General features: G+C 54.4%; 26 protein-coding genes. 18 read left to right on the top strand and 8 right to left on the bottom strand.

Annotated features, from left to right (window positions below):
* Position 1 precedes the first annotated feature (1 nt).
* Positions 2-910, top strand: coding sequence for a glycosyltransferase family 2 protein (locus tag NQ842_RS00135; protein WP_050859969.1), 909 nt, complete (start codon positions 2-4; stop codon positions 908-910).
* 105 nt (positions 911-1015) lie between these two features.
* On the opposite strand, the gene NQ842_RS00140 is transcribed toward NQ842_RS00135, so the two are convergent.
* A complete protein-coding gene (locus tag NQ842_RS00140; protein WP_257256391.1) occupies positions 1016-1972 on the bottom strand; it encodes a polysaccharide deacetylase family protein in 957 nt (318 codons plus the stop codon).
* Between the two features lie 150 nt (positions 1973-2122).
* On the opposite strand from NQ842_RS00140, the gene rfaQ reads away from it, so the two are divergent.
* The 7 genes from rfaQ (at position 2123) to coaD (ending at position 9015) form a co-directional block, all read left to right on the top strand.
* A complete protein-coding gene (rfaQ, locus tag NQ842_RS00145; RefSeq protein ID WP_257256392.1) occupies positions 2123-3193 on the top strand; it encodes a putative lipopolysaccharide heptosyltransferase III in 1071 nt (356 codons plus the stop codon).
* Entirely contained in the window at positions 3190-4317 is a 1128-nt protein-coding gene (locus tag NQ842_RS00150) for a glycosyltransferase family 4 protein (RefSeq protein ID WP_014830156.1), read from the top strand. Before rfaQ ends, NQ842_RS00150 begins: the two co-directional genes overlap by 4 nt.
* A 2-nt stretch (positions 4318-4319) precedes the next feature.
* Positions 4320-5420 (top strand): glycosyltransferase, encoded by a 1101-nt coding sequence (locus NQ842_RS00155; protein ID WP_046888951.1) that lies wholly within the window; start codon positions 4320-4322, stop codon positions 5418-5420.
* Between the two features lie 11 nt (positions 5421-5431).
* On the top strand, positions 5432-6421 hold the full coding sequence (locus NQ842_RS00160; RefSeq protein WP_014830154.1) for a glycosyltransferase: 990 nt from the start codon (positions 5432-5434) through the stop codon (positions 6419-6421).
* A gap of 66 nt (positions 6422-6487) precedes the next feature.
* The gene (gene waaA / locus NQ842_RS00165; RefSeq protein ID WP_257256393.1) at positions 6488-7762 is read left to right on the top strand and encodes a lipid IV(A) 3-deoxy-D-manno-octulosonic acid transferase; all 1275 of its coding nucleotides are present in this window, start codon (positions 6488-6490) and stop codon (positions 7760-7762) included.
* Positions 7762-8532 (top strand): glycosyltransferase family 2 protein, encoded by a 771-nt coding sequence (locus tag NQ842_RS00170; protein ID WP_014830152.1) that lies wholly within the window; start codon positions 7762-7764, stop codon positions 8530-8532. Before waaA ends, NQ842_RS00170 begins: the two co-directional genes overlap by 1 nt.
* Positions 8533-8535: 3 nt before the next feature.
* The gene (gene coaD / locus NQ842_RS00175; RefSeq protein WP_014830151.1) at positions 8536-9015 is read left to right on the top strand and encodes a pantetheine-phosphate adenylyltransferase; all 480 of its coding nucleotides are present in this window, start codon (positions 8536-8538) and stop codon (positions 9013-9015) included.
* A gap of 2 nt (positions 9016-9017) precedes the next feature.
* On the opposite strand, the gene mutM is transcribed toward coaD, so the two are convergent.
* From mutM to radC, 4 genes are all read right to left on the bottom strand, one after another.
* The gene (gene mutM, locus NQ842_RS00180) at positions 9018-9827 is read right to left on the bottom strand and encodes a bifunctional DNA-formamidopyrimidine glycosylase/DNA-(apurinic or apyrimidinic site) lyase (RefSeq protein WP_013094894.1); all 810 of its coding nucleotides are present in this window, start codon (positions 9825-9827) and stop codon (positions 9018-9020) included.
* A 74-nt stretch (positions 9828-9901) separates the two neighbouring features.
* Entirely contained in the window at positions 9902-10069 is a 168-nt protein-coding gene (rpmG, locus tag NQ842_RS00185; protein ID WP_003024094.1) for a 50S ribosomal protein L33, read from the bottom strand.
* Positions 10070-10091: 22 nt separating this feature from the next.
* A complete protein-coding gene (gene rpmB, locus NQ842_RS00190) occupies positions 10092-10328 on the bottom strand; it encodes a 50S ribosomal protein L28 (protein ID WP_002436699.1) in 237 nt (78 codons plus the stop codon).
* Positions 10329-10545: 217 nt separating this feature from the next.
* Entirely contained in the window at positions 10546-11214 is a 669-nt protein-coding gene (gene radC / locus NQ842_RS00195; RefSeq protein ID WP_014830149.1) for a DNA repair protein RadC, read from the bottom strand.
* Positions 11215-11385: 171 nt separating this feature from the next.
* On the opposite strand from radC, the gene coaBC reads away from it, so the two are divergent.
* From coaBC to slmA, 3 genes are all read left to right on the top strand, one after another.
* Positions 11386-12597: a bifunctional phosphopantothenoylcysteine decarboxylase/phosphopantothenate--cysteine ligase CoaBC gene (gene coaBC, locus NQ842_RS00200; RefSeq protein ID WP_014830148.1), complete on the top strand. Its 1212-nt coding sequence runs from the start codon at positions 11386-11388 to the stop codon at positions 12595-12597.
* Complete coding sequence (dut, locus tag NQ842_RS00205; protein ID WP_063411358.1) at positions 12575-13033, top strand: dUTP diphosphatase; 459 nt, start codon at positions 12575-12577, stop codon at positions 13031-13033. Before coaBC ends, dut begins: the two co-directional genes overlap by 23 nt.
* 120 nt (positions 13034-13153) lie before the next feature.
* The gene (gene slmA / locus NQ842_RS00210) at positions 13154-13750 is read left to right on the top strand and encodes a nucleoid occlusion factor SlmA (protein WP_013094890.1); all 597 of its coding nucleotides are present in this window, start codon (positions 13154-13156) and stop codon (positions 13748-13750) included.
* Positions 13751-13833: 83 nt separating this feature from the next.
* On the opposite strand, the gene pyrE is transcribed toward slmA, so the two are convergent.
* Positions 13834-14475, bottom strand: coding sequence for an orotate phosphoribosyltransferase (pyrE, locus tag NQ842_RS00215; RefSeq protein ID WP_014830146.1), 642 nt, complete (start codon positions 14473-14475; stop codon positions 13834-13836).
* A 67-nt stretch (positions 14476-14542) separates the two neighbouring features.
* A complete protein-coding gene (gene rph, locus NQ842_RS00220) occupies positions 14543-15259 on the bottom strand; it encodes a ribonuclease PH (RefSeq protein WP_013094888.1) in 717 nt (238 codons plus the stop codon).
* A gap of 125 nt (positions 15260-15384) precedes the next feature.
* On the opposite strand from rph, the gene NQ842_RS00225 reads away from it, so the two are divergent.
* Together NQ842_RS00225 and NQ842_RS00230 are read left to right on the top strand one after the other, a co-directional pair.
* Positions 15385-16248 carry a YicC/YloC family endoribonuclease gene (locus NQ842_RS00225; protein WP_014830145.1) on the top strand — a complete coding sequence of 288 codons (864 nt, stop codon included), beginning with the start codon at positions 15385-15387 and terminating at the stop codon, positions 16246-16248.
* Between the two features lie 205 nt (positions 16249-16453).
* Complete coding sequence (locus NQ842_RS00230) at positions 16454-17071, top strand: trimeric intracellular cation channel family protein (protein ID WP_014830144.1); 618 nt, start codon at positions 16454-16456, stop codon at positions 17069-17071.
* Here the strand turns inward: NQ842_RS00230 and ligB are convergent.
* The gene (ligB, locus tag NQ842_RS00235) at positions 17068-18744 is read right to left on the bottom strand and encodes an NAD-dependent DNA ligase LigB (protein WP_257256394.1); all 1677 of its coding nucleotides are present in this window, start codon (positions 18742-18744) and stop codon (positions 17068-17070) included. The two genes, NQ842_RS00230 and ligB, sit on opposite strands and share 4 nt — an antisense overlap.
* Positions 18745-18995: 251 nt before the next feature.
* On the opposite strand from ligB, the gene gmk reads away from it, so the two are divergent.
* Genes gmk through recG form a run of 5 tightly spaced genes read left to right on the top strand, consistent with a single transcriptional unit; the run spans position 18996 to position 24862 of the window.
* Complete coding sequence (gmk, locus tag NQ842_RS00240) at positions 18996-19619, top strand: guanylate kinase (protein ID WP_013094883.1); 624 nt, start codon at positions 18996-18998, stop codon at positions 19617-19619.
* A gap of 54 nt (positions 19620-19673) precedes the next feature.
* A complete protein-coding gene (gene rpoZ / locus NQ842_RS00245; RefSeq protein ID WP_000135058.1) occupies positions 19674-19949 on the top strand; it encodes a DNA-directed RNA polymerase subunit omega in 276 nt (91 codons plus the stop codon).
* A 19-nt stretch (positions 19950-19968) separates the two neighbouring features.
* Positions 19969-22083, top strand: coding sequence for a bifunctional GTP diphosphokinase/guanosine-3',5'-bis pyrophosphate 3'-pyrophosphohydrolase (spoT, locus tag NQ842_RS00250; protein WP_013094882.1), 2115 nt, complete (start codon positions 19969-19971; stop codon positions 22081-22083).
* 4 nt (positions 22084-22087) lie between these two features.
* Positions 22088-22777 carry a tRNA (guanosine(18)-2'-O)-methyltransferase TrmH gene (gene trmH, locus NQ842_RS00255; RefSeq protein WP_014830142.1) on the top strand — a complete coding sequence of 230 codons (690 nt, stop codon included), beginning with the start codon at positions 22088-22090 and terminating at the stop codon, positions 22775-22777.
* A 3-nt stretch (positions 22778-22780) separates the two neighbouring features.
* Positions 22781-24862, top strand: coding sequence for an ATP-dependent DNA helicase RecG (gene recG / locus NQ842_RS00260; RefSeq protein ID WP_014830141.1), 2082 nt, complete (start codon positions 22781-22783; stop codon positions 24860-24862).
* Position 24863 lies beyond the last annotated feature (1 nt).

Here is a 24863-nt window from a genome sequence, read left to right on the forward strand (position 1 = left end):
TATGGCTTTTCTAAGCATCATAATTGCCGCGCATAACGCCGAAGATACGCTTCACGCAACATTAGAAAGCCTGGACAGTGCCATTGCTGGTGCGAGTGGTGATGTTGAGGTCATTATCTTTAATGATAGTTCTGATGATTCCACACAGGAAATTATTGAGAAGTGGTTGCCAACATTTCCAAATGCGCACTCCCGTTACGTTGAGTTCCGTAACATAGGTCTTGTTCGAAACAGCGCATTCTCGCTGGCGTCAGGGGACTACATTACGATGCTCGACAGTGATGACCGATTGAAACCGGGTAGCATCAGGGACGCCGTAGCGTTCCTCAAAACAGAGCGTCCTGATATGCTGCTGACGCGTCTGCTGGAAATTCGCGATATCAAAAAAATCACCGCCGACTGGCAAGGATTCTCTCCTGTTGCGTTGTCGCAACAGGAGGCTATAAAACGTTTCCTGCAGCATAAAGATTTTCAGGCACATCTCATCGGTCAATTCATTCATCGTAAGCTGTACGAAAGTAACCCGATCCCTTCGATTGTATGTTATGAGGATTTCGCGGTATTCCCTGGCATGCTGATGCAGTCGAATAAAATAGTCTATCAGCGTCACGGGCACTATTATTACATCAAGCGTAGCGGCAGTTTGTCGAGCAATCTCGACGCCAGTAAAATCAAGACGCTTGTTGAATGCACATTGCAGATGGAAAAAACGTTTCCTCTATCATTTCAACATCTCGTTAATTGTCATTGGTTTGATATTTACAGTAATCACCGGCAACATCTGACCGACCAGCATTCCCAGCTTGTTAAACAACGGGTAAAAGCACTTTATTCTCTCTCATTTTTCTTATCCAGCGATGTTCGCTTCAGCTATAAAAAAAGGGTTATTGAGGCATTATGGAAAAAATAAAACTGCGACTCTATCAAGTGACGCTAATTTTGAGCCTTATTTCGTTGTCCTCGACATTACTTATTGCTGGCAACAGCGTTAATGATAATGCCCGCGATGCGGGCATTATTTTTTCTTGTATTGATAAAATTCCGCCAACGTCATCCCTACCGTCTTGTCGGATAACCAGCTAAAGAGCACTTCCAGATCCTGATACAACCCTTCAATCGCCGCCTCATCTTTAAACGTAGGACTTCCACCCGGCATAAATTCCGAGGAATGCAGCATAAACTCCACGTAGTCATGTCCCTGAGACAGGCATTGCTGTGCGACCTGAATCATCTGCGACGCATTACCACCGGACGGTCTCAACCAGTTTACGGACGGTGAACGATATTTACCGCGCAGGCGATCGTAGCCCTGTTTGACGGTGTTCAACCAGGCCGGATGCTTATACTGGATGCTCATCGGCACTTCGAGTAAGGGGCTATTGCCCGCTCGTGAGATATCGTCTGTATCAATAAAGTAGGCATGGTCTGGAAAGTGCTGATAATTGGTTCCGCCATTCCCCTGCGGGGCGCCTTTCGCGTTGCGCCAGTTCACGCGCGGTGTAACAGAGCAATCAACCTGGTAGCCCAGTTCAATCAGCAGTCTGGCGTAACGGCTATCAAATGCCCAGCGCCCGGCGCGATGGCTTAACATTTTGGTCTGGAAGGTCTCTTCCAGCAGACGGGTCATGAACAACACTTTCTCGCGCATCACCTCATCTGAAAATTCAATCAAATACGGCTGCCAGCGCCAGTCATCTCCCGTGAGATCGTGTTCAGGAGGGCTATTCCAGGCATGAAGGTGCATCCCGACTTCACCCTGACCGCGGGCGATCACGTCTCTGGCGAACTCAATGAAAACGGGCTCAATGGCCATCTCATAATTTGTCAGCCATACGGGTTTAAAACCGAAACGCTCACAAAGCGTCTGGAACCGCGCCAGATAGCGCGCATTCTCTGTTTTAATGACGCGGTGATTTTGCCAGAGATTATCGCCTTCAGTATCAATCGTGATGATAAACGCTGGTTTTTTCATAATGAGTCCGCAAGACAGGAAAGTTAGCGCTATGTTACGCACTCTCCGAAGCATGAGTAAACCCTTCCAGGGAATTTCCTGAGATTATGGAGAAAGAGTGCAAGTCGCTATCAGGTCTATTAGAATTGCCAACAGTACAACGCCAATAAGATGATGATGAATAACTTACCTGACACGCCTGATTTGCGCATTTTACTTATCAAACTCCGCCATCATGGCGACATGTTGCTGACCACTCCCGTCATTGATTCGTTACGTCAAAAATGGCCGCAGGCACAGATTGATGTGCTGTTGTATGAAGAAACCCGCGATATGCTCGCCGCACACCCGGCGATCGGTACCGTTTACGGAATCGACCGTAAATGGAAGCAGCTGGGCACGCTGAAACATCTGCAAAAAGAGTGGCAGTTGCTCTGTTCGTTAAGGAAACAACATTATCACCTGGTGATTAATCTTGCCGATCAGTGGCGCAGCGCTATCGTTACCCGTTTCACCGGCGCACCGGTACGAATCGGGTTCGCTTTTAACAAACGCAACAATGCATTCTGGCGGTTTTGCCATAGCGATTTGGTCTCTGTGGCCGGGCACAACGCGCTGCATACTGTCGAACAGAACCTCTCTATTTTGTCGCCATTACCGGTCACCGCTCAACCTGCCGTGACCATGGCCTACCGTGCTGAAGACTGGCACGCGGCTCACCAAAAGCTGATGCAAAACGGTGTGGGAGACAACTACATCGTGATTCAGCCTACGTCGCGCTGGTTCTTTAAATGCTGGGACGAAGGCAAAATGGCGCAAACCATCACAGCGCTGCGGCAGGATGGTCACACTGTCGTCCTCACCGCCGGGCCGGATAAAAAAGAGCTGGCGATGATCGATCGCATTCTCGCCGCCTCGCCAGCGACGGGAGTCGTCTCGCTGGCAGGGCAGCTCACGTTGCGTCAACTGGGTTCGCTTATCGATCATGCGTCTCTGTTCATTGGCGTTGACTCCGTTCCGATGCATATGGCCGCTGCGCTTCAGACCCCCTGTGTGGCATTGTTTGGCCCATCAAAACTCACTTTCTGGTCACCCTGGCAGGTTAATGGGGAAGTCATCTGGGCAGGTGATTACGGCCCACTACCCGATCCAGACGCCATTGATACCAAAACAAAAGAACGCTATCTCGACGCCATTCCCGTTGATGCTGTCGTCTCCGCCGCAAGGAGATATCTGTCATGAAACACCATCGCCTGGCGATTGTTCGCCAAAAGTATCGCCCGGATGGCGGGGCAGAACGCTTCGTGTCTCGCGCCCTTACCGCGCTGAGCAACCAAAATCTCGAGCTCAACGTCATCACGCGCGAGTGGCAGGGTGAGAAACAGGACGACTGGCATATTCATATTTGCGATCCGCGTAAATGGGGCCGCATCAGCCGCGAACGCGGGTTTGCGCATGCCGCACGCGCCCTCTGGCAGCAGCAACAATTTGATATTGTGCAAAGCCACGAGCGTATACCAGGCTGCGACATTTATCGTGCCGGCGATGGCGTACACCGCCGCTGGCTGTTGCAGCGCGCGCGCATTCTGCCCGCCTGGCGCGCGCAAATGCTTATGCATGACCGCTATCATCGTTACGTAATGAATGCCGAACGTGAAATGTACCAGGCACCAGAGTTGAAAGCGGTTATCTGTAATGCGGAGATGATCAAACGCGAAATCGTTGAAGACTTTGATATTGACGCAAAAAAAATACATGTGATTTATAATTCAATCGATTCCACCCGCTTCGTTCCGGCAGAAGAGGCACAGCGTATTGCACTGCGTCAGCAGTTTGGCTTGCCAACCGATGCCGTCATATTCTGCTTCGTAGGGTCAGGATTTGAACGAAAAGGATTGGCCAGCGCTATACGTGCCGTCGCAGGAACCGCGGCGTGGCTGATTGTGGTTGGGCAGGATAAAGCAGAACGTCGCTATCGCGACCTCGCCCGTTCATTGGGCTGCGAGGGGCAGATCCGCTTTCTGGGGATGCAAAAAGAGACGTTACCATTTTATCAGCTATCTGATGGTTTACTGCTACCAACGCTGTATGATCCCTTTCCTAACGTCATTCTTGAAGCGATGGCCTGCGGTTTGCCTGTCATTACTTCAGAGAGTTGCGGTGGGGCAGAATTTATTCAGCAAGGCCAGAACGGATTTTACTGTGACGCACTTGATATCAGCACATTGAAGGAGGCGGTTGCGGCCACCCCTTCGCTGGAAAAAAATAACAATATGGGACGGGCGGCACGTGAACGAGTAAAAGACGCCACCCCCGAGAAACTGTCAAGTCAGCTTATTTCGCTTTATCAAAAATTACTGGATTAAAAATGCGCATCCTAATGATTATTGATGGTTTACCCGGTGGAGGAGCTGAAAAAACGGTTCTTACACTCTCCAGCGGATTAACAGAGATGGGACACCAGGTCTCCCTGTTCTCACTGCGGAAAGTGTGCGACTACGCCATTCCGGAAGGCATCGATTATCAGGTTGTTCAGGATACCTGCAAAAAACCGTGGCGGAAGCTGACAGAGATCCCACGCCGCGCCAGACTGCTGGATCAGGCTATCGAGCGGGCAGAACGCAGCGGTAAATTTGATGTGGTGTTCTCCCATCTGCACAAAACTGACCGCATCGTGGCGCACTGCCGTGCGCTGGAACGCGATAAAGTCTGGTTCTGCGTGCATGGCATGTTCTCGTTCTCCTACCTTCGTCATCGCCGCGGGCTTTCACGCTGGTTTAAACACACTAAAATTCGCCATACCTACGAAAACCGCAACGTGGTGGCTGTCTCAGGCGCGGTGTTGAAAGATCTTTCCCAGACGCTGGCCCTGAATCTCCGGCGCACGGCGGTAATCCATAATCCTTTTGATATTCCTGAAATCCAGCGTCTGGCGGACGCCCCCTTTGAGATGCAGGGAAAGGATTACATTATTCATGTTGGACGCTTCCATGAACACAAACGTCATGACCGCCTGTTACGGGCGTTCGCACTGAGCCAGCTCGACACCACGCTGGTCATGATGGGCAATGGCTCTGAGGCTAAAATTCAAAAACTTAAGCAGCTTGCCCGCGAGTTAGGTATCGAAGACAAAACGGTTTTCCGCCCGTTTGAATCCAATCCTTATCCCTGGATAAAAGGGGCACGCCTTTTAGTGTTAAGTTCTGACTGCGAAGGTTTTGGTAATGTGCTGGTTGAGTCCATTATCTGCCAGACGCCACCTGTCAGTACAAATTGTCCCGGTGGCCCTGCCGAAATTCTTACGGGAGCCTTATCCCGCGGTCTGGCAGAGTTGAATGACGAGTCACTGGCAAAAACGCTGGCGGATATTTACAGCTCTCCACCGGTCGTTGATCGCGCAACTATTGCTTCGTTCGGTATCAATGCCATTTGCCAGCAATACATTGCTTTGGTCGACAATCAAAAATAATCAGGTTTCTTATGCAAAATTCAGCGCCATTATTAAGCGTGGTGGTAGCCGTTTATAACGGTGAAGCTTTCCTGGATCAGTTCTTTACCTGCCTTGTGAATCAACGCATCGACAGTATGGAAGTCATCATCGTCAATGACGGCTCCACTGATCGTTCGATGCAGATCGTTGAAAACTGGCGCGAAAAACTGCCGCAGATGCAGGTTATTGAACAGCAAAACCAGGGTGTATCCATCGCGCGTAATACCGGTCTGGCCGTCGCGACGGGCCAATATCTCTCGTTTCCTGATATTGATGATGTCTTCAAACCCGGCATGTATCAGCACCTGCTTGATATGGCGGTCACGCAACGTCTTGATGTCGCTACCTGTAACGGCAACTACGTCTGGGAAAATAATAAGAAGCCTTCACGCCCTATTTTCCCTGAAGACAAACTGGCATCAACGGGCGTCATGTCCGGCCCTGCATGGCTCAAAATGGCGCTCGACTCCCGTAAGTTCCTGCACGTGACCTGGCTGAACATCTATCGTCATGACTTTATTCGCGAGCACGGTTTTCACTTTGAACCGGGACTGCGCCATCAGGATATTCCGTGGACCACCGAAGTGCTGCTGGCGGCGGAGCGGGTGCAGTACACCAGTGAACGTTACTACGACTATTACATTCATTCGGCGTCCGTTTCACATATGCCGGACAATGATGACACGCTCATTCGTTCGGCGCGTCACTACATGAAAATCCTGCAGATGCTCGATGCCATCAACCAGCGCTACCCTGATAAAGTGAAAGGGATCCCTGCATGCCACTGGCAAATTGCCAAAGAAGGGCTGGGAATTATTCATACTTTCGACAATATGAAAGATGAACAGAAAAAAGCATTTATTATCAAAGAGTTTTTCGAGAAAGGGATCTGGAAACTCATCTGGAAAAGTGCAAAAAGTCCACGACTGCGCTGGCGACTGGGCCGTCGTTACTTCCGTTTGAAGCGCTATCTGGCATAAGAGATAGCTTTACCTGGCCCAAATGCTTAGAATTTGCCCGCCGAAACTAAAAAGACGGATAATCGCTTGGAATTGTTGTATACCGCCCTGCTCTACATCATTCAACCACTGGTGTGGCTGAGACTGCTGCTTCGTAGCCGTAAAGCGCCTGCGTATCGAAAACGCTGGGCTGAACGCTATGGCTTCTGCCGCAATAAAGTTGCCCCGGACGGTATTTTGCTGCATTCCGTTTCTGTTGGCGAAACGCTGGCAGCGATCCCGCTGGTTCGCGCCCTGCGTCACCGCTACCCGTCACTGCCGATCACCGTTACCACCATGACGCCGACCGGCTCTGAGCGCGTGATGTCCGCCTTCGGTAAAGATGTCCATCATGTCTATCTGCCTTACGATCTCCCCTGCGCCATGAACCGTTTCCTGGAAACCGTTCGCCCTAAACTGGTGATCGTGATGGAAACCGAGCTGTGGCCGAATATGATTTCCGCCCTGCATGCCCGCAAAATCCCCCTGGTGATCGCTAACGCTCGCCTGTCAGAGCGTTCGGCAAAAGGCTACGGCAAGCTGGGGAAATTTATGCGCCGCCTGCTGAGCAAGATCACACTGATTGCTGCGCAAAACGAAGAAGACGCAGCGCGTTTTATTGCGCTGGGTCTGAAACGCAACCAGCTGGCGGTGACCGGCAGCCTGAAATTCGATATCTCTGTCACGCCTGAACTCGCCGCCCGTGCCATAACGCTGCGTCGCCAGTGGGCACCGCGTCGCCAGGTCTGGATTGCGACCAGCACCCATGAGGGTGAAGAAACGATCATGCTGCAGGCACACCGTAAGCTGCTTGAGAAATTCCCCGATTTACTGCTGATTCTGGTGCCTCGCCATCCTGAGCGTTTTAAAGACGCCCGCGAAATGGTGCAAAAAGGTGGCTTCAGCTTCACCCTGCGCAGCAGCGGTGAGATCCCCTCCAGCAGCACCCAGGTGGTCATTGGCGATACCATGGGCGAACTGATGCTGCTGTATGGCATCGCTGACCTGGCCTTTGTTGGCGGCAGCCTGGTGGAGCGTGGCGGTCATAACCCGCTGGAGCCAGCGGCCCATGCCATTCCCGTGCTGATGGGCCCACATACCTTTAACTTCAAAGATATCTGTGCAAAATTGCAGCAAGCCGAAGGGTTAATTACCGTGACCGATGCGGATTCGGTGGTCAAAGAGGTCTCGACCCTGCTGACCGACGAAGATTACCGCCTGTGGTACGGTCGTCATGCTGTCGAAGTACTGCATCAGAACCAGGGTGCCCTCACCCGTCTGCTGCAGCTTCTGCAACCTTATCTGCCGCAACGGAGCCACTAATGTCAACGCGCCTGTCGGTCGTTCTGATCGCCAAAAACGCTGCCGACCTGCTTCCGGATTGCCTGGCCTCCGTTGCCTGGGCTGACGAAATTATCCTGCTCGACTCCGGCAGTGAAGACAACACGGCGGACGTTGCCCGCGCAGCGGGTGCAAAAGTCTATACCAACACCGACTGGCAAGGTTATGGTATCCAGCGCCAGCGCGCGCAGGGATATGCCACCGGTGATTATGTACTGATGCTCGACACAGACGAGCGCATCACGCCGGAGTTGCGTCAGGCCATTCAGGCGGTGCTCGCCGCACCAACGCCGGGCACGGTCTACAGCATTGCGCGTCGCAACTACTTCCTCGGCCGTTTTATGCGTCACAGCGGCTGGTACCCCGACCGGGTCACGCGCCTCTACGAGCGCGAGCGGTATCAGTACAATGATAATCTGGTCCATGAATCCCTGGCCTGCGACAGTGCGCCTGTCGTCCCTCTGACGGGCGATCTTTTGCACCTGACCTGTCGGGATTTCGCCAGCTTCCAGCGAAAACAGCTCAACTACGCCACCGCATGGGCGCAGGAGCGCCATCAGCGTGGCAAGAAAGCCACGCTGACCGGTATCTTCACCCACACGCTGGGGGCATTTCTGAAAACGCTGCTGCTGCGTGGGGGCGTGCTGGACGGTAAACAGGGCTGGTTACTGGCCGTGGTAAATGCCCAGTATACTTTCAACAAATACACCGAGCTGTGGGCGCTCAGCCGCGGCTACTCAGAGAAAACGTGAGCCATGAGCACAAAAGCGATTTATCCGGGTACCTTTGATCCGATCACCAATGGTCATCTTGATATCATCACCCGTGCGGCGTGCATGTTCGACAAGGTGATTCTGGCAATTGCTGCCAGCCCAAGCAAAAAACCGATGTTTGACCTGAACGAGCGCGTCGCGCTTGCCACCGGGGCCATTGCGCACCTGCCGAACGTGGAGGTGGTGGGCTTCAGCGATCTGATGGCCAACTTTGCCCGCGCTCAGCAGGCGACGATTCTGATCCGTGGCTTACGCGCGGTGGCAGACTTCGAGTATGAGATGCAGCTGGCGCACATGAACCGTCATTTGATGCCGGAGCTGGAAAGCGTATTTCTGATGCCATCCAAGGAGTGGTCGTTTATCTCTTCCACGCTGGTGAAAGAGGTGGCACGTCATCACGGGGACGTTACCCATTTCCTGCCGGTTAACGTCCACCAGGCGTTGATGGACAAGCTAAAGTAGCGCTATTTCTGGCACTGACGGCAATAGAATGTGGCGCGCTGGGCATGCTTTGTTGCGATGATCGGCGTTCCACACACCCTACACGGCTCGCCTTTGCGGCCATACACCTGCAGCTCCTGAGCAAAATAACCCGGTTTACCGTCGCTTTGCAGGAAGTCCTTCAGCGTCGTTCCCCCCTGTTCAATTGAGCGAAGCAGTACCGCTTTAATCACCCGCACCAGCAGCTCACACTCCTGCGCCGACAGCGAAGAGGCCAGCCGATCGGGATGGATCCCGGCTGCAAACAGCGATTCGCTGGCATAGATATTCCCCACGCCGACCACCAGCTTGTTATCCATCAGCCAGGGTTTAATCGGGGTTTTCTTTTTCGCACACTTCGCTTTCAGGTATTCCGCGTTAAACGCTTCTGAAAGCGGCTCAGGCCCCAGATGTGCCAGTACGCTATGTCCTTCCAGTTCTTTGGTCCACAACCATGCGCCAAAGCGACGCGGATCGGTATAACGCAGTACTTTGCCGTTACTCATCACCAGATCGACGTGGTCGTGCTTTTCCGCAGGCAGCTCTTCAGTGAGGATCCGCAGGCTGCCGGACATGCCAAGATGAATGATAATCCAGCCATCGGGCAGCTCCAGCAGCAGATACTTCGCGCGGCGCTGAACGCTGAGGATCGGTTTATCGCTTAACGCATGGATCTCATCAGAAACCGGCCAACGGAGGCGGCCGTTACGAACGGTAGCATGAAGAATGGTCGCGCCGACCAGATGCGGCTCAATACCGCGGCGGCTGGTCTCCACCTCAGGTAATTCAGGCATGATTCCTCCGTAGTAAGATGCAGAATGCAAAAAACCCCGCAGTTGCGGGGTTTTTCAATACAAGGAGACTAAAATTATTTGATTTTAGCTTCTTTGTACAGTACGTGCTGGCGTACAACTGGATCGAATTTTTTCAGTTCCAGTTTTTCCGGCTTAGTACGTTTGTTCTTCGTGGTGGTGTAGAAGTGACCTGTACCAGCAGAAGAAACCAGCTTGATTTTCTCGCGAATACCTTTAGCCATGATTTATTTCCTCTTTAAGTACTTAGTACTTTTCGCCACGGGCACGCAGTTCGGACAGAACTGTATCGATGCCTTTCTTATCAATTACACGCATACCTTTAGCAGATACGCGCAGGGTGACAAAACGCTTCTCGCTCTCAACCCAGAAACGGTGAGAGTGCAGGTTCGGCAGGAAACGGCGTTTAGTCGCGTTCAGTGCGTGGGAACGGTTGTTACCGGTCACCGGACGCTTGCCAGTAACTTGGCAGACTCGGGACATGTCTATTCTCCAAAAATCAAATTAGCTCGAGCTTCGTATGGGGTATCGGCGCCTCGTCAGGCTTTACAGCCCGGTCATCGCATAGTTCTATTGAACTCTCGATTGCCAGGCCCAAATGCCAAACCCGAGATTCTCAAAGGTGGCGTAGTATACGCTGACTCGGCGGTGTGCTCAAGTCCCGAACAGACAAAGATCCCGATGGATCGCGAGAAATAGCCTAAATCCAGCCATGTTCTGCAAAAGAAAGGTACTCTCCGCGGCCAATTATCAGATGGTCCAGCACACGAATGTCCATGAATTGACAGCATTTGACAATGCGGTCGGTGATCTCTTTGTCAGCTCTGCTTGGTTCTGCACAGCCAGAGGGGTGATTATGCGCGAGTATCACGCCGGCTGCATTCAATTTTATTGCTTCCCGCACAATTTCACGCGGATGAACCTCTACATGGCTGAGCGTGCCCGAGAAAAGATGGCTATGCTTGAGCACCCGGTTCCGGTTGTCGAGAAAGATCACCATAAAGATCTCGCGTTCAATATCGGTTAACTGGCTTTGCAGAAACTCACGCGTCATCGCAGGGGTCAGTATCGGGTCTTCCTCCTGCATGCGAACACACTGGAAACGGCGGGCCAGTTCGGCAATCCCCTTAAGCTGGGCATATTTCGCCACACCGATGCCCTCCACATGCGCAAACTCCGCCAGTTCCGCCGTCATCAGACCGTACAGTGAGCCAAAATGGCCTATCAGATCTTTTGCCAGCGTAAAGACCGTTTTGCCCGGCGTACCGGTGCGCAAAAAAAGCGCCAGCAGTTCATCATCTTTTAGTAAGGTGACGCCATAGCGCAGCATTTTTTCTCGCGGCAACAGCAGTTCGTCCTCTTCTTCCATGCTTTTTCTCCCTGTTTTTGCCGATATTGCCACAGGCCAATCAGATGCCTGACACTCATGTCTCGTTCTTGCGTAACGCCTCGCAAAGTGACTGAAGGACAAGATCACCCCGTTTTTGGGATTGTGATAAAATGCCCGCTCTCTGGTGAAACCCAACAGGAAAGAATCATGATGAGCCTGGCCGGTAAAAAAATCGTTCTTGGCGTAAGCGGCGGCATTGCAGCCTATAAAGCGCCGGAACTGGTGCGTCGTCTGCGCGAGCGCGGGGCCGACGTACGGGTCGCGATAACCGAAGGTGGAAAAGCCTTTATCACTCCTTTGAGCCTGCAGGCCGTTTCAGGATACCCGGTATCTGACAGCCTGCTTGACCCTGCCGCAGAAGCCGCGATGGGCCATATTGAGCTTGGGAAATGGGCAGACCTGGTTATCCTTGCCCCCGCCACGGCCGATTTGATTGCCCGCGTCGCCGCCGGGATGGCAAACGATCTGGTCTCGACCATTTGTCTGGCCACCCCCGCCCCTGTTGCCGTTGTGCCGGCCATGAATCAGCAGATGTATCGTAATGCCGCGACCCAGCATAATCTGGAGACGCTGGCCACTCGCGGCCTGCTGATCTGGGGCCCGGACAGCGGGAGCCAGGCCTGTGGCGATGTCGGTCCAGGTCGTATGCTTGATCCATTGACTATCGTCGATCTGGCCGCGGCCCATTTTTCGCCTGTCAACGACCTGCAACATCTCAACATCATGATTACTGCGGGCCCAACGCGTGAGCCGCTGGATCCGGTACGCTACATTACCAACCACAGCTCCGGTAAAATGGGCTTTGCGATTGCTGCCGCAGCGGCAAAACGCGGCGCGAATGTCACGCTGGTCAGTGGCCCGGTCTCATTGCCTACGCCGCCCTTTGTGCAGCGTATTGACGTCACCACCGCGCTGGAAATGGAAGCCGCGGTACAGGCCCATGCGCAAAACCAGCAGATTTTTATCGGTTGTGCTGCCGTCGCGGACTACCGCGCAGAGACCATTTCCGATGCCAAAATCAAAAAGCAAGGCGATGAATTAACACTAAAAATGGTGAAAAACCCGGATATCGTTGCTGGTGTCGCCGCGCTGAAAACCCATCGTCCTTACGTTGTTGGGTTTGCCGCAGAAACAAATAATGTGGAAGAATATGCCCGGCAAAAACGTACCCGCAAAAACCTCGATTTGATTTGCGCGAATGACGTATCGCTGGCCACGCAAGGATTTAACAGCGACAGCAACGCACTGCACCTTTTCTGGCAGGATGGAGATAAAATCTTACCGCTTGAGCGCAAGGAACTCCTGGGCCAACAATTACTGGACGAGATCGTTACCCGTTATGATGAAAAAAATCGACGTTAAGATTCTGGACCCGCGTGTTGGCGAGCAATTCCCGCTGCCAACCTATGCCACCTCCGGCTCTGCCGGTCTTGACCTGCGCGCCTGTCTCGATGACGCCGTAGAACTGGCTCCGGGTGCGACCACCCTGATCCCAACGGGTCTGGCGATTCACATTGCTGACCCTTCACTGGCAGCGGTGATCCTGCCGCGTTCTGGTCTGGGTCATAAGCATGGCGTCGTGCTGGGTAACCTGGTCGGCCTGATCGACTCTGACTACCAGGGCCAGCTGATGGTCTCCGTCTGGAACCGGGGTAAGGACAGCTTCACCATTGAGCCGGGCGAACGTATCGCGCAGATGGTCTTTGTACCGGTAGTGCAGGCAGAATTTAACCTGGTGGCAGACTTTGATGCCACCGACCGTGGCGAAGGCGGCTTCGGCCATTCCGGGCGCAAATAACCGCCCGACAGACACGCATCTCACAGCGCCATAATGTCATAACAAACCGCAAACGTCAGTTTGCGGTCGCTGTGTGGATGCCAGCCTGACAAGTGCTTATTTTCAGGGGTATTTTGCAACATGGCAGAAAAACAAACCGCGAAAAGGAACCGTCGCGAAGAAATACTTCAATCTCTGGCTCTGATGCTTGAATCCAGCGATGGCAGTCAACGCATCACCACCGCAAAACTGGCCGCCTCGGTAGGCGTGTCTGAGGCGGCGCTGTACCGTCATTTTCCGAGCAAAACCCGGATGTTCGACAGCCTGATCGAGTTTATCGAAGACAGCCTGATCACGCGCATCAACCTGATTCTGAAAGACGAAAAAGACACCACCGCGCGTCTGCGTCTGATTGTGCAGTTGATTCTGGGCTTTGGCGAACGTAACCCGGGCCTGACACGTATTCTGACTGGCCATGCGCTGATGTTTGAGCAGGACAGACTGCAGGGTCGCATTAACCAGCTTTTCGAGCGTATTGAAGCGCAGCTGCGCCAGGTACTGCGCGAGAAGAAAATGCGTGAAGGCGAAGGTTACAGCACGGATGAAACGCTGCTGGCAAGCCAGATCCTGGCGTTTTGCGAAGGGATGCTCTCTCGTTTTGTACGCAGTGAGTTCAAATACAGCCCAACGGACGATTTCGACGCCCGTTGGCCGTTAGTGGCGGCGCAGTTGCAGTAACGTCGTTGCCGGATGGCGGCTACGCCTTATCCGGCCCACAAATTGCGCAGGCCCGGCAAGCGACGCGCCACCGGGCGATTCCGTTACACGCCAAACTCTTCGCGATATGCCCGCACCGCAGCCAGATGATCCGCCATCTCTGGCTTCTCTTCCAGATACGCAATCAGGTCTTTCAGATTGATGATTGACGTCACTTTGCAGCTGTAATCACGTTCAACTTCCTGAATGGCCGAGATTTCACCGCGTCCCCGTTCCTGACGGTCCAGAGAAATCAACACGCCAGCCAGCGTCGCGCCGTTGGCCTGGATAATCTCCATGGATTCGCGAATGGCGGTACCTGCGGTGATCACATCGTCCACCAGCATCACACGGCCCTGCAGTGCGCTGCCGACCAGGTTTCCGCCTTCACCGTGCGTTTTAGCCTCTTTACGGTTAAAGCAGTACGGTACGTCGCGGTCATGGTGCTCTGCCAGCGCCACAGCGGTGGTCGTCGCAATCGGAATGCCTTTATAGGCAGGGCCAAACAGCAGGTCGAAATCAATCCCTGAATCCACCAGCGCTTCGGCATAAAAACGGCCTAACAGCGCCAGATCGCGCCCGGTATTAAACAGCCCGGCGTTGAAGAAATAGGGACTCTTGCGCCCGGATTTCAGCGTAAACTCGCCAAACTTGAGGACCTGCTTGTTAAGCGCAAACTCAATAAACTGGCGCTGATACGGTTTCATGGATTCGCTCCTTTGTCTTTTCTGTCTTACAGGCAAAAAAAAGGCGACTCATCAGTCGCCTTTAAAATCAATTTTCTAACGCCGCTTTCTGCGTCGTTACGATAGATTCAATCCCCCCTCGGGCCAGAGCCAGCAAGGTGAGAAGTTCTTCGTGGGTAAACGGTTCGCCTTCTGCGGTGCCCTGCACCTCAATGATACGTCCGTCTTCGGTCATCACCACGTTCATGTCAGTTTCAGCGGCGGAGTCTTCTACGTATTCCAGATCGCAAAGCGCTTCACCGTTAACGATACCGACGGACACCGCGGCAACCATCCCTTTCATTGGGTTTGTTTTCAGCTTACCGGCCGCAACCAGTTTATTCAGGGCATCCGCCAGCGCCACACAGGCACCGGTAATCGATGCAGTACGCGTGCCACCGTCAGCCTGAATGACGTCACAGTCCAGGGTAATGGTGAATTCGCCCAGCGTTTTCAGATCAACCGCGGCGCGCAGCGCACGCGCGATGAGGCGCTGAATTTCCATGGTACGGCCGCCCTGCTTACCCTTTGCCGCTTCACGGGCATTACGGGTATGCGTTGCACGCGGCAGCATGCCGTATTCAGCCGTGATCCAGCCCTGGCCCTGACCTTTCAGGAAGCGCGGAACGCCTTCTTCAATGGAAGCCGTGCACAGCACTTTGGTGTCACCAAACTCAACCAGAACGGAGCCTTCAGCGTGTTTTGTATAGTTACGGGTCAGGGTGACGGGACGCACCTGATTGGCGCTACGACCTGCTGGACGCATGATGAATTCTCCGGCTTGAAACGAATGTGGCTGCGCATTATACGGATAAAGGACGCTTATTCCTATCCTGAGAAGCCCCTGAAAGCTATAATCCCCCCATCTCTCCTTTAAAAACGGGAATATCTATGATCCGCAGTATGACCGCCTACGCCCGGCGTGAAATCAAGGGTAGCTGGGGTAGCGCTACCTGGGAAATGCGTTCGGTAAACCAGCGCTATCTGGAAACCTATTTCCGTATGCCGGAGCAGTTCCGCAGCCTTGAGCCTGTGGTGCGTGAGCGTATCCGTACGCGTCTGACACGCGGCAAAGTGGAATGTAACCTGCGTTTTGAGCCGGATGCCAGCGCGCAGGGCGAACTGATCCTCAACGAAAAACTGGCAAAACAGCTCGTCAATGCGGCGAACTGGGTCAAAATGCAAAGCGACGAAGGCGAAATTAATCCGGTTGATATTCTGCGCTGGCCTGGCGTCATGGCTGCCGGAGAGCAGGATCTGGATGCAATTGCCGCTGAAATCCTTGCCGCCCTCGACAGCACGCTGGATGACTTTATCGTTGCTCGCGAAACCGAAGGCCAGGCGCTGAAAGCGATGATTGAACAGCGCCTTGAGGGCGTCAGCGCCGAAGTGGCAAAAGTACGTACCCATATGCCGGAAGTGCTGCAGTGGCAGCGCGAGCGTCTGGTTGCCAAACTGGAAGAAGCGGAAGTTCAGCTGGAAAATAACCGTCTGGAACAAGAGCTGGTATTGATGGCGCAGCGCGTTGACGTGGCCGAAGAGCTGGATCGTCTGGAAGCGCACGTTAAAGAGACCTACAACATTCTGAAGAAGAAAGAAGCTGTTGGGCGACGCCTCGACTTTATGATGCAGGAGTTCAACCGCGAGTCGAATACCCTGGCGTCTAAATCGATCAATGCCGAGGTGACGAATTCCGCCATTGAGCTCAAGGTGCTGATTGAGCAGATGCGCGAGCAGATCCAGAATATCGAGTAATGCCTTTCGGGTGGCGTCGGTTGACCCCACCCATTACTATTTCTAATCCATTTTTATATCCCCTTTCTTCCCTTACCGCCATTGATCAACCTTGTCCAACATGAGTTGATAAATATTTATATGGCAAACCGGATCACCTTAGAAAATCTCAATCGTGATCGTGCGCACAAAACGTTAACCTTCCCGGCTTCACACCGGAGGTTATATGCTGCTTCATATTCTTTATCTCATTGGCATCACTGCAGAAGCCATGACTGGCGCGCTTGCAGCCGGTCGTCGCCGAATGGATACCTTCGGCGTGATCATTATTGCCACAGCGACCGCGCTGGGCGGCGGTTCCGTGCGCGATATTCTGCTTGGCCACTACCCGCTCGGCTGGGTTAAACACCCTGAGTATGTGATTATCGTAGCTACGGCTGCCGTATTAACCACCATCGTGGCACCCGTTATGCCCCATCTGCGCCGCCTGTTCCTGGTGCTTGATGCGCTGGGCCTGATCGTCTTTTCAATCATCGGCGCACAAATCGCGCTCGATATGGGAGAAGGACCGGTTATCGCCACCATTGCTGCCGTGGTGACCGGGGTGTTTGGGGGCGTCCTGCGGGATATGTTCTGCAAACGCATTCCCCTGGTCTTTCAAAAGGAGCTGTATGCCGGCATCTCCTTCGCGGCAGCGGTGCTCTATGTCGCCCTGCAGCATTATGTTTCGAACCATGATGTGGTGGTCATCTCCACGCTGCTGTTTGGCTTTACGGCCCGCATGCTGGCGCTGCGACTGAAGCTCGGATTGCCGGTGTTTCACTACAAACACAACGCCCATTAATTTCCGAATCCCTTGATGTGCTGTTCAGCCAGCCACTTTACCAGCACATCAACCTCCGGCGCATGCAGCCAGTTAACGATTTGCCGCGCTTTCTCTTCTCCCGTTCCCGGCAAGGTCTGCCAGTCCAGAGCACTACGCTGGCGCATGGTCTGCCATGATAGCTCGCCGGCGGCTTTCAGGGTCGCCTGAGCCATCGGAACACCCATCGCCATGATCCAACGAATAAAAGGCCGCTCGCGCACCAGATTAAACTGATGCCAGAGCGCCAGTCCACGTGCAGCCGACAACCCCGGCGTGGTTTGCAGCTGCGCCTGGGTTAACAACAGCCATGAGAAAATATGTTCAAAGCGATGCGCCTGCCAGAGCGTTCGCCAGCCTGACTCGCCTAAACCGGCAATATCCAGCCCCTGTTTTGAACTGAGCCACGTCAACCGGGCAAAGAACTGCTCCATACATTCCGGTGAAGCGTAAAAACAGCTGAGAAAATGGTACTGCGGGACTGGAGGTTCTGGTTTTTGCCGGTCAGTCCCTCGCCAGACGACTTTGTCGAATCGGGGGATCCCCTGCCCGGCCAGACTGACCTGGATCTGATCGCCCGGCGCGATATCCAGCCTTTGCCAGCGGCCAACGGATCCCAGGCTAACCCGCTGCACCTGTTTATCATCCAGCCGTACTGGCTCCAGCGCCGCCACAACGGCAATTTTCCCCGTTCGGCCCACACTGAACTGAATATCCCGCACTTCAGCAACCTGCGCGACAGGAAGATATTTCCATGCCACTACCCAACTGCCCTCTCCAGGCAGCCAGTTTTCACCCGGCAGTTCATCCGCCGAGCGAACCACAATGCCGTCCGTGGCAAAGGGTAATGCTGCGGTGTGCCACGCTGAGCGCTGCTTTTCGACAGCCTCAATATGCTCTACGGGCAAGGTATAGCGCGCCGTCAGGGTAAACCCCGCGTCAGACAGTTCCGCCAGTGCGGTTTTCATCTCTTTTGGCCCGTCTGGCCAGGCCCAGATGAATACCCCAACCTCTCTCAAAAACGCGTTATCCTGCTGGCGCATCATCGCACCTGCGACTTTTGCGCGTGCATTCATTCCGCCCATCTGCTGCTGAATGTGGTTTTCACGCTGCCAAAAAAGCTCTCCCTGTAACACGCTGTTTGCCAGCGCACCGGAAAGATGTTGTGGCACCGACGGTATTAAACGCACCTGCGATGTCCAGTCTTCCCCTTTTAACCCATCGCCACGGCTAATGGCCTGAGCCAATGTTCCCCCCCGATACACCAGCGTTACCGCTACACCGTCAACTTTGGGTTGCATCCAGAGATTGCGCCGGGCATGCATCCACTGGCCAAGCTCTTCTTTACTGCTCACCTTATGAACCCCTGTATGGGCGACGGGGTGTTTGATACGTCCCGTCAGGGCGGGAAGTGCTGCGTCAGGTGATGCATGCCCAAAACAGTGCTGCCACTGTTTTAACCGCCCGTTGAGCTGGTCATACACTTCATCGTTCACTTCGCTGATACCCTGCTGCCAGTAGGCGTCATCCCAGCGTTTGATTTGCGCACTTAACGTCGCAATCTCTTTCTCCGCCCTCGCCTGAGACCACACCGGGCACACCGCCGCCGCAGAACCACACCACAACAGCATGAAGCCGCTTATCCATCGCCACATCGCTACCCCTCCTTTACGTTGCTGGAGGTATAACCCGGCGATGAAAACCACGCTAATGGCAACATTGCGCTTTGCGAGGCGCTATCCAGAGTGAATTTATGTTGCTGCAAAACACAGGTAAAACCTGAAAACGACACGCAAAATGCAATAATCCAGGGGAAAAAGTGTGACAAAGGCTACGTCACACAGCGGCGACGTGTATAATAAGCCCGTATGTAGGACTTCTTCGTTAACACATACAAAAGACTCTCATGGCTCAAGGCACGCTTTATATTGTTTCTGCCCCTAGTGGCGCGGGTAAATCCAGCCTTATTCAGGCACTGTTAAAAACCCAACCGTTGTATGACACTCAGGTTTCTGTTTCACACACCACGCGTAAACCGCGTCCGGGTGAAGTGCACGGTGAACACTATTTCTTTGTCGATCACGACGAATTTAAAGCGATGATTGGCCGAGACGCGTTTCTTGAACACGCAGAAGTTTTCGGGAACTACTACGGTACTTCGCGTGAAACCATTGAGCAGGTTCTGGCAACCGGCGTGAATGTGTTCCTGGATATCGACTGGCAGGGCGCACAGCAAATTCGCAAGAAAATGCCTGATTCGCGCAGTATCTTTATTTTACCGCCGTCGAAAGATGAGCTGGATCGCCGCCTGCGTGGCCGCGGTCAGGACAGCGAAGAGGTCATTGCAAAGCGTATGGAACAGGCAGTTGCAGAAATGAGCCATTACGCCGAATATGATTACCTTATTGTGAATGATGATTTTGATGCCGCACTGAGCGATCTCAAAACCATCCTTCGCGCAGAACGTCTGCGTATGAGCCGCCAGAAGCAGCGACATGACGCATTAATCACCAAACTGTTGGCAGACTGAACCCACTTTCAGTATTATGCCCAGTCATTTCTTCACCTGTGGAGCATTTTAAGTATGGCACGCGTAACTGTTCAGGACGCTGTAGAGAAAATTGGTAACCGTTTTGACCTGGTGCTGGTCGCCGCGCGTCGCGCTCGTCAGATGCAGGTAGGCGGAAAAGATCCGCTGGTACCGGAAGAAAACGATAAAACCACCGTAATTGCACTTCGCGAAATCGAAGAAGGTCTGATCAACAACCAGATCCTCGACGTGCGTGAGCGCCAGGAGCAGCAAGAGCAGGAAGCCGCAGAACTGCAGGCCGTAACCGCCATTGCTGAAGGTCGTCGTTAATTAAACCTGCGGGTCGCCCTTGTATCTGTTTGAAAGCCTGAATCAACTGATTCAAACCTACCTGCCTGAAGACCAGATTAAGCGTCTTCAGCAGGCTTATCTCGTTGCACGTGACGCTCACGAGGGCCAGACACGTTCAAGCGGTGAACCCTATATCACGCACCCGGTAGCGGTGGCCTGTATTCTGGCCGAGATGAAACTCGACTATGAAACGCTGATGGCCGCTCTGCTGCACGACGTGATCGAAGATACCCCTGCCACTTACCAGGATATGGAACAGCTGTTTGGCAAAAGCGTTGCCGAACTGGTGGAAGGGGTGTCCAAGCTTGATAAGCTGAACTTCCGCGACAAGAAAGAGGCGCAGGCCGAAAACTTTCGCAAGATGATTATGGCGATGGTGCAGGATATCCGCGTCATTCTCATCAAACTCGCTGACCGTACCCACAACATGCGCACGCTGGGCTCACTCCGCCCGGACAAACGTCGCCGCATTGCCCGTGAAACCCTCGAAATCTACAGTCCGCTGGCGCACCGTTTAGGTATCCATCACATTAAAACCGAGCTGGAAGAGCTGGGTTTTGAAGCGTTGTACCCGAACCGCTATCGCGTCATTAAAGAGGTGGTGAAAGCCGCCCGCGGTAACCGTAAAGAGATGATTCAAAAGATCCTCTCGGAAATTGAAGGACGTTTACAGGAAGCGGGCATTCCCTGCCGCGTGAGCGGTCGCGAAAAACACCTGTACTCCATTTACTGCAAAATGGTGCTCAAAGAGCAGCGTTTTCACTCGATCATGGATATTTACGCGTTCCGCGTGATCGTCCACGACGCCGACACCTGCTATCGCGTGCTGGGGCAGATGCACAGCCTCTATAAGCCGCGTCCAGGACGCATGAAAGATTACATCGCTATTCCAAAAGCGAACGGCTATCAATCTTTGCATACCTCGATGATCGGCCCGCACGGCGTCCCTGTTGAAGTGCAGATCCGCACCGAAGACATGGACCAGATGGCGGAGATGGGTGTCGCCGCACACTGGGCCTATAAAGAGCACGGTGGTGAAAGCAGCACCACGGCACAAATCCGCGCCCAGCGCTGGATGCAGAGCCTGCTGGAGCTGCAGCAGAGTGCGGGTAGCTCGTTTGAATTTATCGAGAGCGTAAAATCCGATCTCTTCCCGGATGAGATTTACGTTTTCACGCCTGAAGGGCGTATTGTCGAACTGCCTGCGGGCGCGACCCCGGTCGACTTCGCGTATGCCGTGCATACCGATATCGGCCACGCCTGCGTAGGCGCGCGCGTAGACAGACAACCTTATCCGCTGTCTCAACCGCTCGCCAGCGGTCAGACAGTCGAAATCATCACCGCTCCGGGCGCACGTCCAAACGCGGCCTGGCTGAACTTTGTTGTGAGCTCCAAAGCCCGCGCCAAAATCCGCCAGCTGCTGAAGAACCTCAAGCGTGATGACTCCGTCAGCCTGGGGCGTCGTCTGCTCAACCACGCGTTGGGCGGCAGCCGTAAGCTGGCAGAAATCCCACCAGAACATATCCAGCGTGAACTCGACCGGATGAAGCTCACCTCTCTGGACGATCTGCTGGCGGAAATTGGTCTGGGTAACGCGATGAGCGTCGTGGTGGCCAAAAACCTGCAGCAGGGCGAAGCAATCCCTTCCGCACCTGGCGCATCCGGCCACGCGCATCTGCCGATCAAAGGCGCGGACGGGGTGCTTATCACCTTTGCGAAGTGTTGCCGTCCAATTCCTGGCGATCCGATTATTGCGCACGTCAGCCCGGGCAAAGGGCTGGTTATCCACCATGAATCCTGTCGTAACATCCGCGGCTATCAAAAAGAGGCGGAGAAGTTTATGGCGGTCGAGTGGGATAAAGAGACGGCGCAGGAATTTATCACCGAAATTAAGGTGGATATGTTCAACCACCAGGGTGCCCTGGCGAACCTGACGGCAGCGATCAACACGGCCTCTTCCAACATTCAGAGCCTGAACACGGAAGAAAAAGATGGCCGCGTATACAGCGCCTTTATTCGTCTGACCGCCCGCGACCGCGTGCATCTGGCAAATATTATGCGCAAGATCCGCGTCATGCCGGACGTCATTAAAGTCACCCGAAACCGAAACTAGTTTTATGAATGCACAACGTTATGCACGTATCTGCGAAATGCTCGCCAGGCGTCAGCCTGATCTGACGGTCTGCATGGAGCAGGTCCATAAACCTCATAACGTCTCTGCCATTGTCCGTACCGCAGATGCCGTCGGCGTGCATGAAGTGCACGCCGTCTGGCCGGGTACCCGCATGCGTACCATGGCGTCGACAGCCGCAGGCAGTAACAGCTGGGTGTCCGTCAAAACCCATCAGACCATCGGCGAAGCCGTATCGCACCTGAAAGGTCGCGGTATGCAAGTTCTTGCCACCAACCTGTCTGCCAAAGCGGTTGATTTTCGCGAGATCGACTACACCCGCCCGACCTGTATTTTGATGGGTCAGGAGAAAACCGGGATCACGCAGGAAGCGCTGGATCTGGCGGATCAGGACATTATCATCCCCATGATCGGCATGGTGCAGTCCCTGAATGTTTCTGTGGCCTCCGCGCTCATTCTGTATGAAGCGCAGCGCCAGCGTCAGAACGCCGGGATGTACGAGCGCAGCAACAGCATGCTGCCGGAAGACGAACAACAGCGCCTGCTGTTTGAAGGCGGTTATCCGGTGCTGGCTCGTGTTGCGAAGCAGAAAAAATTGCCTTACCCCCACGTCAACGCGCAGGGCGAAATCGAAGCCGATGCCGGGTGGTGGGCCACCATGCAGTACGCAGGGTAACCGATGAAAGGCCGCCTGCTGGATGCCATCCCGCTCAATAGCCTGACGGGCGTGGGCGCGGCGCAAAGCAGTAAACTGGGCAAAATTGGCCTGCACACCGTGCAGGATCTCCTGCTGCACCTCCCCCTGCGTTATGAAGACCGCACGCAACTTTATAAGATTGGCGATCTGCTGCCTGCGATTTACGCCACCGTTGAAGGTGAGGTGCTGAACTGTAACATCACCTTTGGCGGACGCCGGATGATGACCTGTCAAATCAGCGACGGTACCGGCATTCTCACCATGCGCTTTTTCAACTTCAACGCGGCGATGAAAAACAGCCTTGCGACAGGCCGCCGGGTGCTGGCATATGGCGAAGCCAAACGCGGAAAATACGGCGCCGAGATGATCCACCCGGAGTACCGCGTACAGGGCGATCTCAGCACGCCGGAGCTGCAGGAGACGCTCACTCCGGTCTACCCGACAACGGAAGGTATCAAGCAGGCGACGCTGCGTAAGCTCACCGATCAGGCCCTGGAGTTACTCGATACCTGCGCCATCACCGAGCTGCTGCCACCTGAGCTGGCGCAGGGGATGATGAGCCTGCCGGAAGCGCTGCGTACGCTGCATCGCCCGCCGCCCACGCTGCAGCTCAGCGATTTAGAAAGCGGCAAGCATCCCGCCCAACGGCGTCTTATCCTTGAGGAGTTACTGGCGCATAACCTGAGCATGCTGGCGCTGCGCGCCGGTGCGCAGCGTTTTCATGCCCAGCCCTTAAGCCCGCGTGATGAACTCAAGGATAAGCTGCTGGCCTCCCTGCCGTTTAAACCTACCGGTGCCCAGGCGCGCGTCACCGCCGAGATCGAGCGCGATATGGCGCTTGATGTCCCCATGATGCGCCTGGTGCAGGGCGATGTAGGTTCCGGTAAAACGCTGGTTGCCGCCCTGGCAGCCCTGCGCGCCATTGCCCACGGTAAGCAGGTGGCGCTGATGGCGCCGACAGAACTGCTGGCGGAGCAGCACGCGAATAACTTCCGCGCCTGGTTCGCCCCGCTGGGCATTGAGGTGGGCTGGCTTGCCGGAAAACAAAAGGGCAAAGCGCGTCTTGCGCAACAGGACGCCATCGCTCGCGGTGAGGTGCAGATGATTGTCGGCACCCACGCCATCTTCCAGGAGCAGGTGCAGTTTAACGGCCTCGCACTGGTGATCATCGACGAACAGCACCGCTTTGGCGTGCATCAGCGCCTGGCGCTGTGGGAAAAAGGGCTACAGCAGGGCTTCCATCCGCACCAGCTGATCATGACCGCCACGCCTATTCCGCGAACCCTGGCGATGACCGCCTACGCCGATCTGGACACCTCCACCATTGACGAGTTGCCGCCGGGCCGTACGCCGGTCACAACGGTGGCCATCCCGGACACCCGTCGCAGCGACATCATCGACCGCGTGCGTAACGCCTGCACCCATGAAGGGCGCCAGGCTTATTGGGTCTGCACGCTGATTGAGGAATCTGACCTGCTTGAAGCGCAGGCCGCAGAAGCTACGTGGGAAGAGCTAAAGCTGGCGCTGCCGGAACTGAAGGTGGGCCTGGTACACGGGCGCATGAAGCCCGCAGAAAAACAGGCCGTCATGCAATCCTTCAAACAGGGTGAGCTGCATTTGCTGGTCGCCACAACGGTGATTGAAGTGGGCGTGGATGTGCCAAACTCCAGCCTGATGATCATCGAAAACCCGGAGCGGCTGGGGCTTGCGCAGTTGCATCAGTTGCGTGGCCGCGTGGGCCGTGGTGCGGTGGCCTCCCACTGCGTCCTGCTTTACAAAGCCCCTCTCTCAAAAACCGCGCAGATGCGGTTGCAGGTGTTGCGCGACAGCAACGACGGATTCGTCATTGCGCAAAAAGATCTGGAGATCCGTGGCCCGGGCGAGCTCCTGGGCACACGTCAGACGGGGAACGCTGAATTCAAGGTGGCGGATTTGCTGCGCGATCAGGCGATGATCCCCGAAGTTCAGCGCCTTGCACGCCATATTCATGAACGCTACCCCGAACAGGCGGCAGCGTTAATTGAACGCTGGATGCCGGAAACTGAGCGCTACTCCAACGCCTGAT

The sequence above is a fragment of the Enterobacter cloacae complex sp. R_G8 genome, assembly GCF_024599795.1.
GTDB lineage: Bacteria > Pseudomonadota > Gammaproteobacteria > Enterobacterales > Enterobacteriaceae > Enterobacter > Enterobacter dissolvens.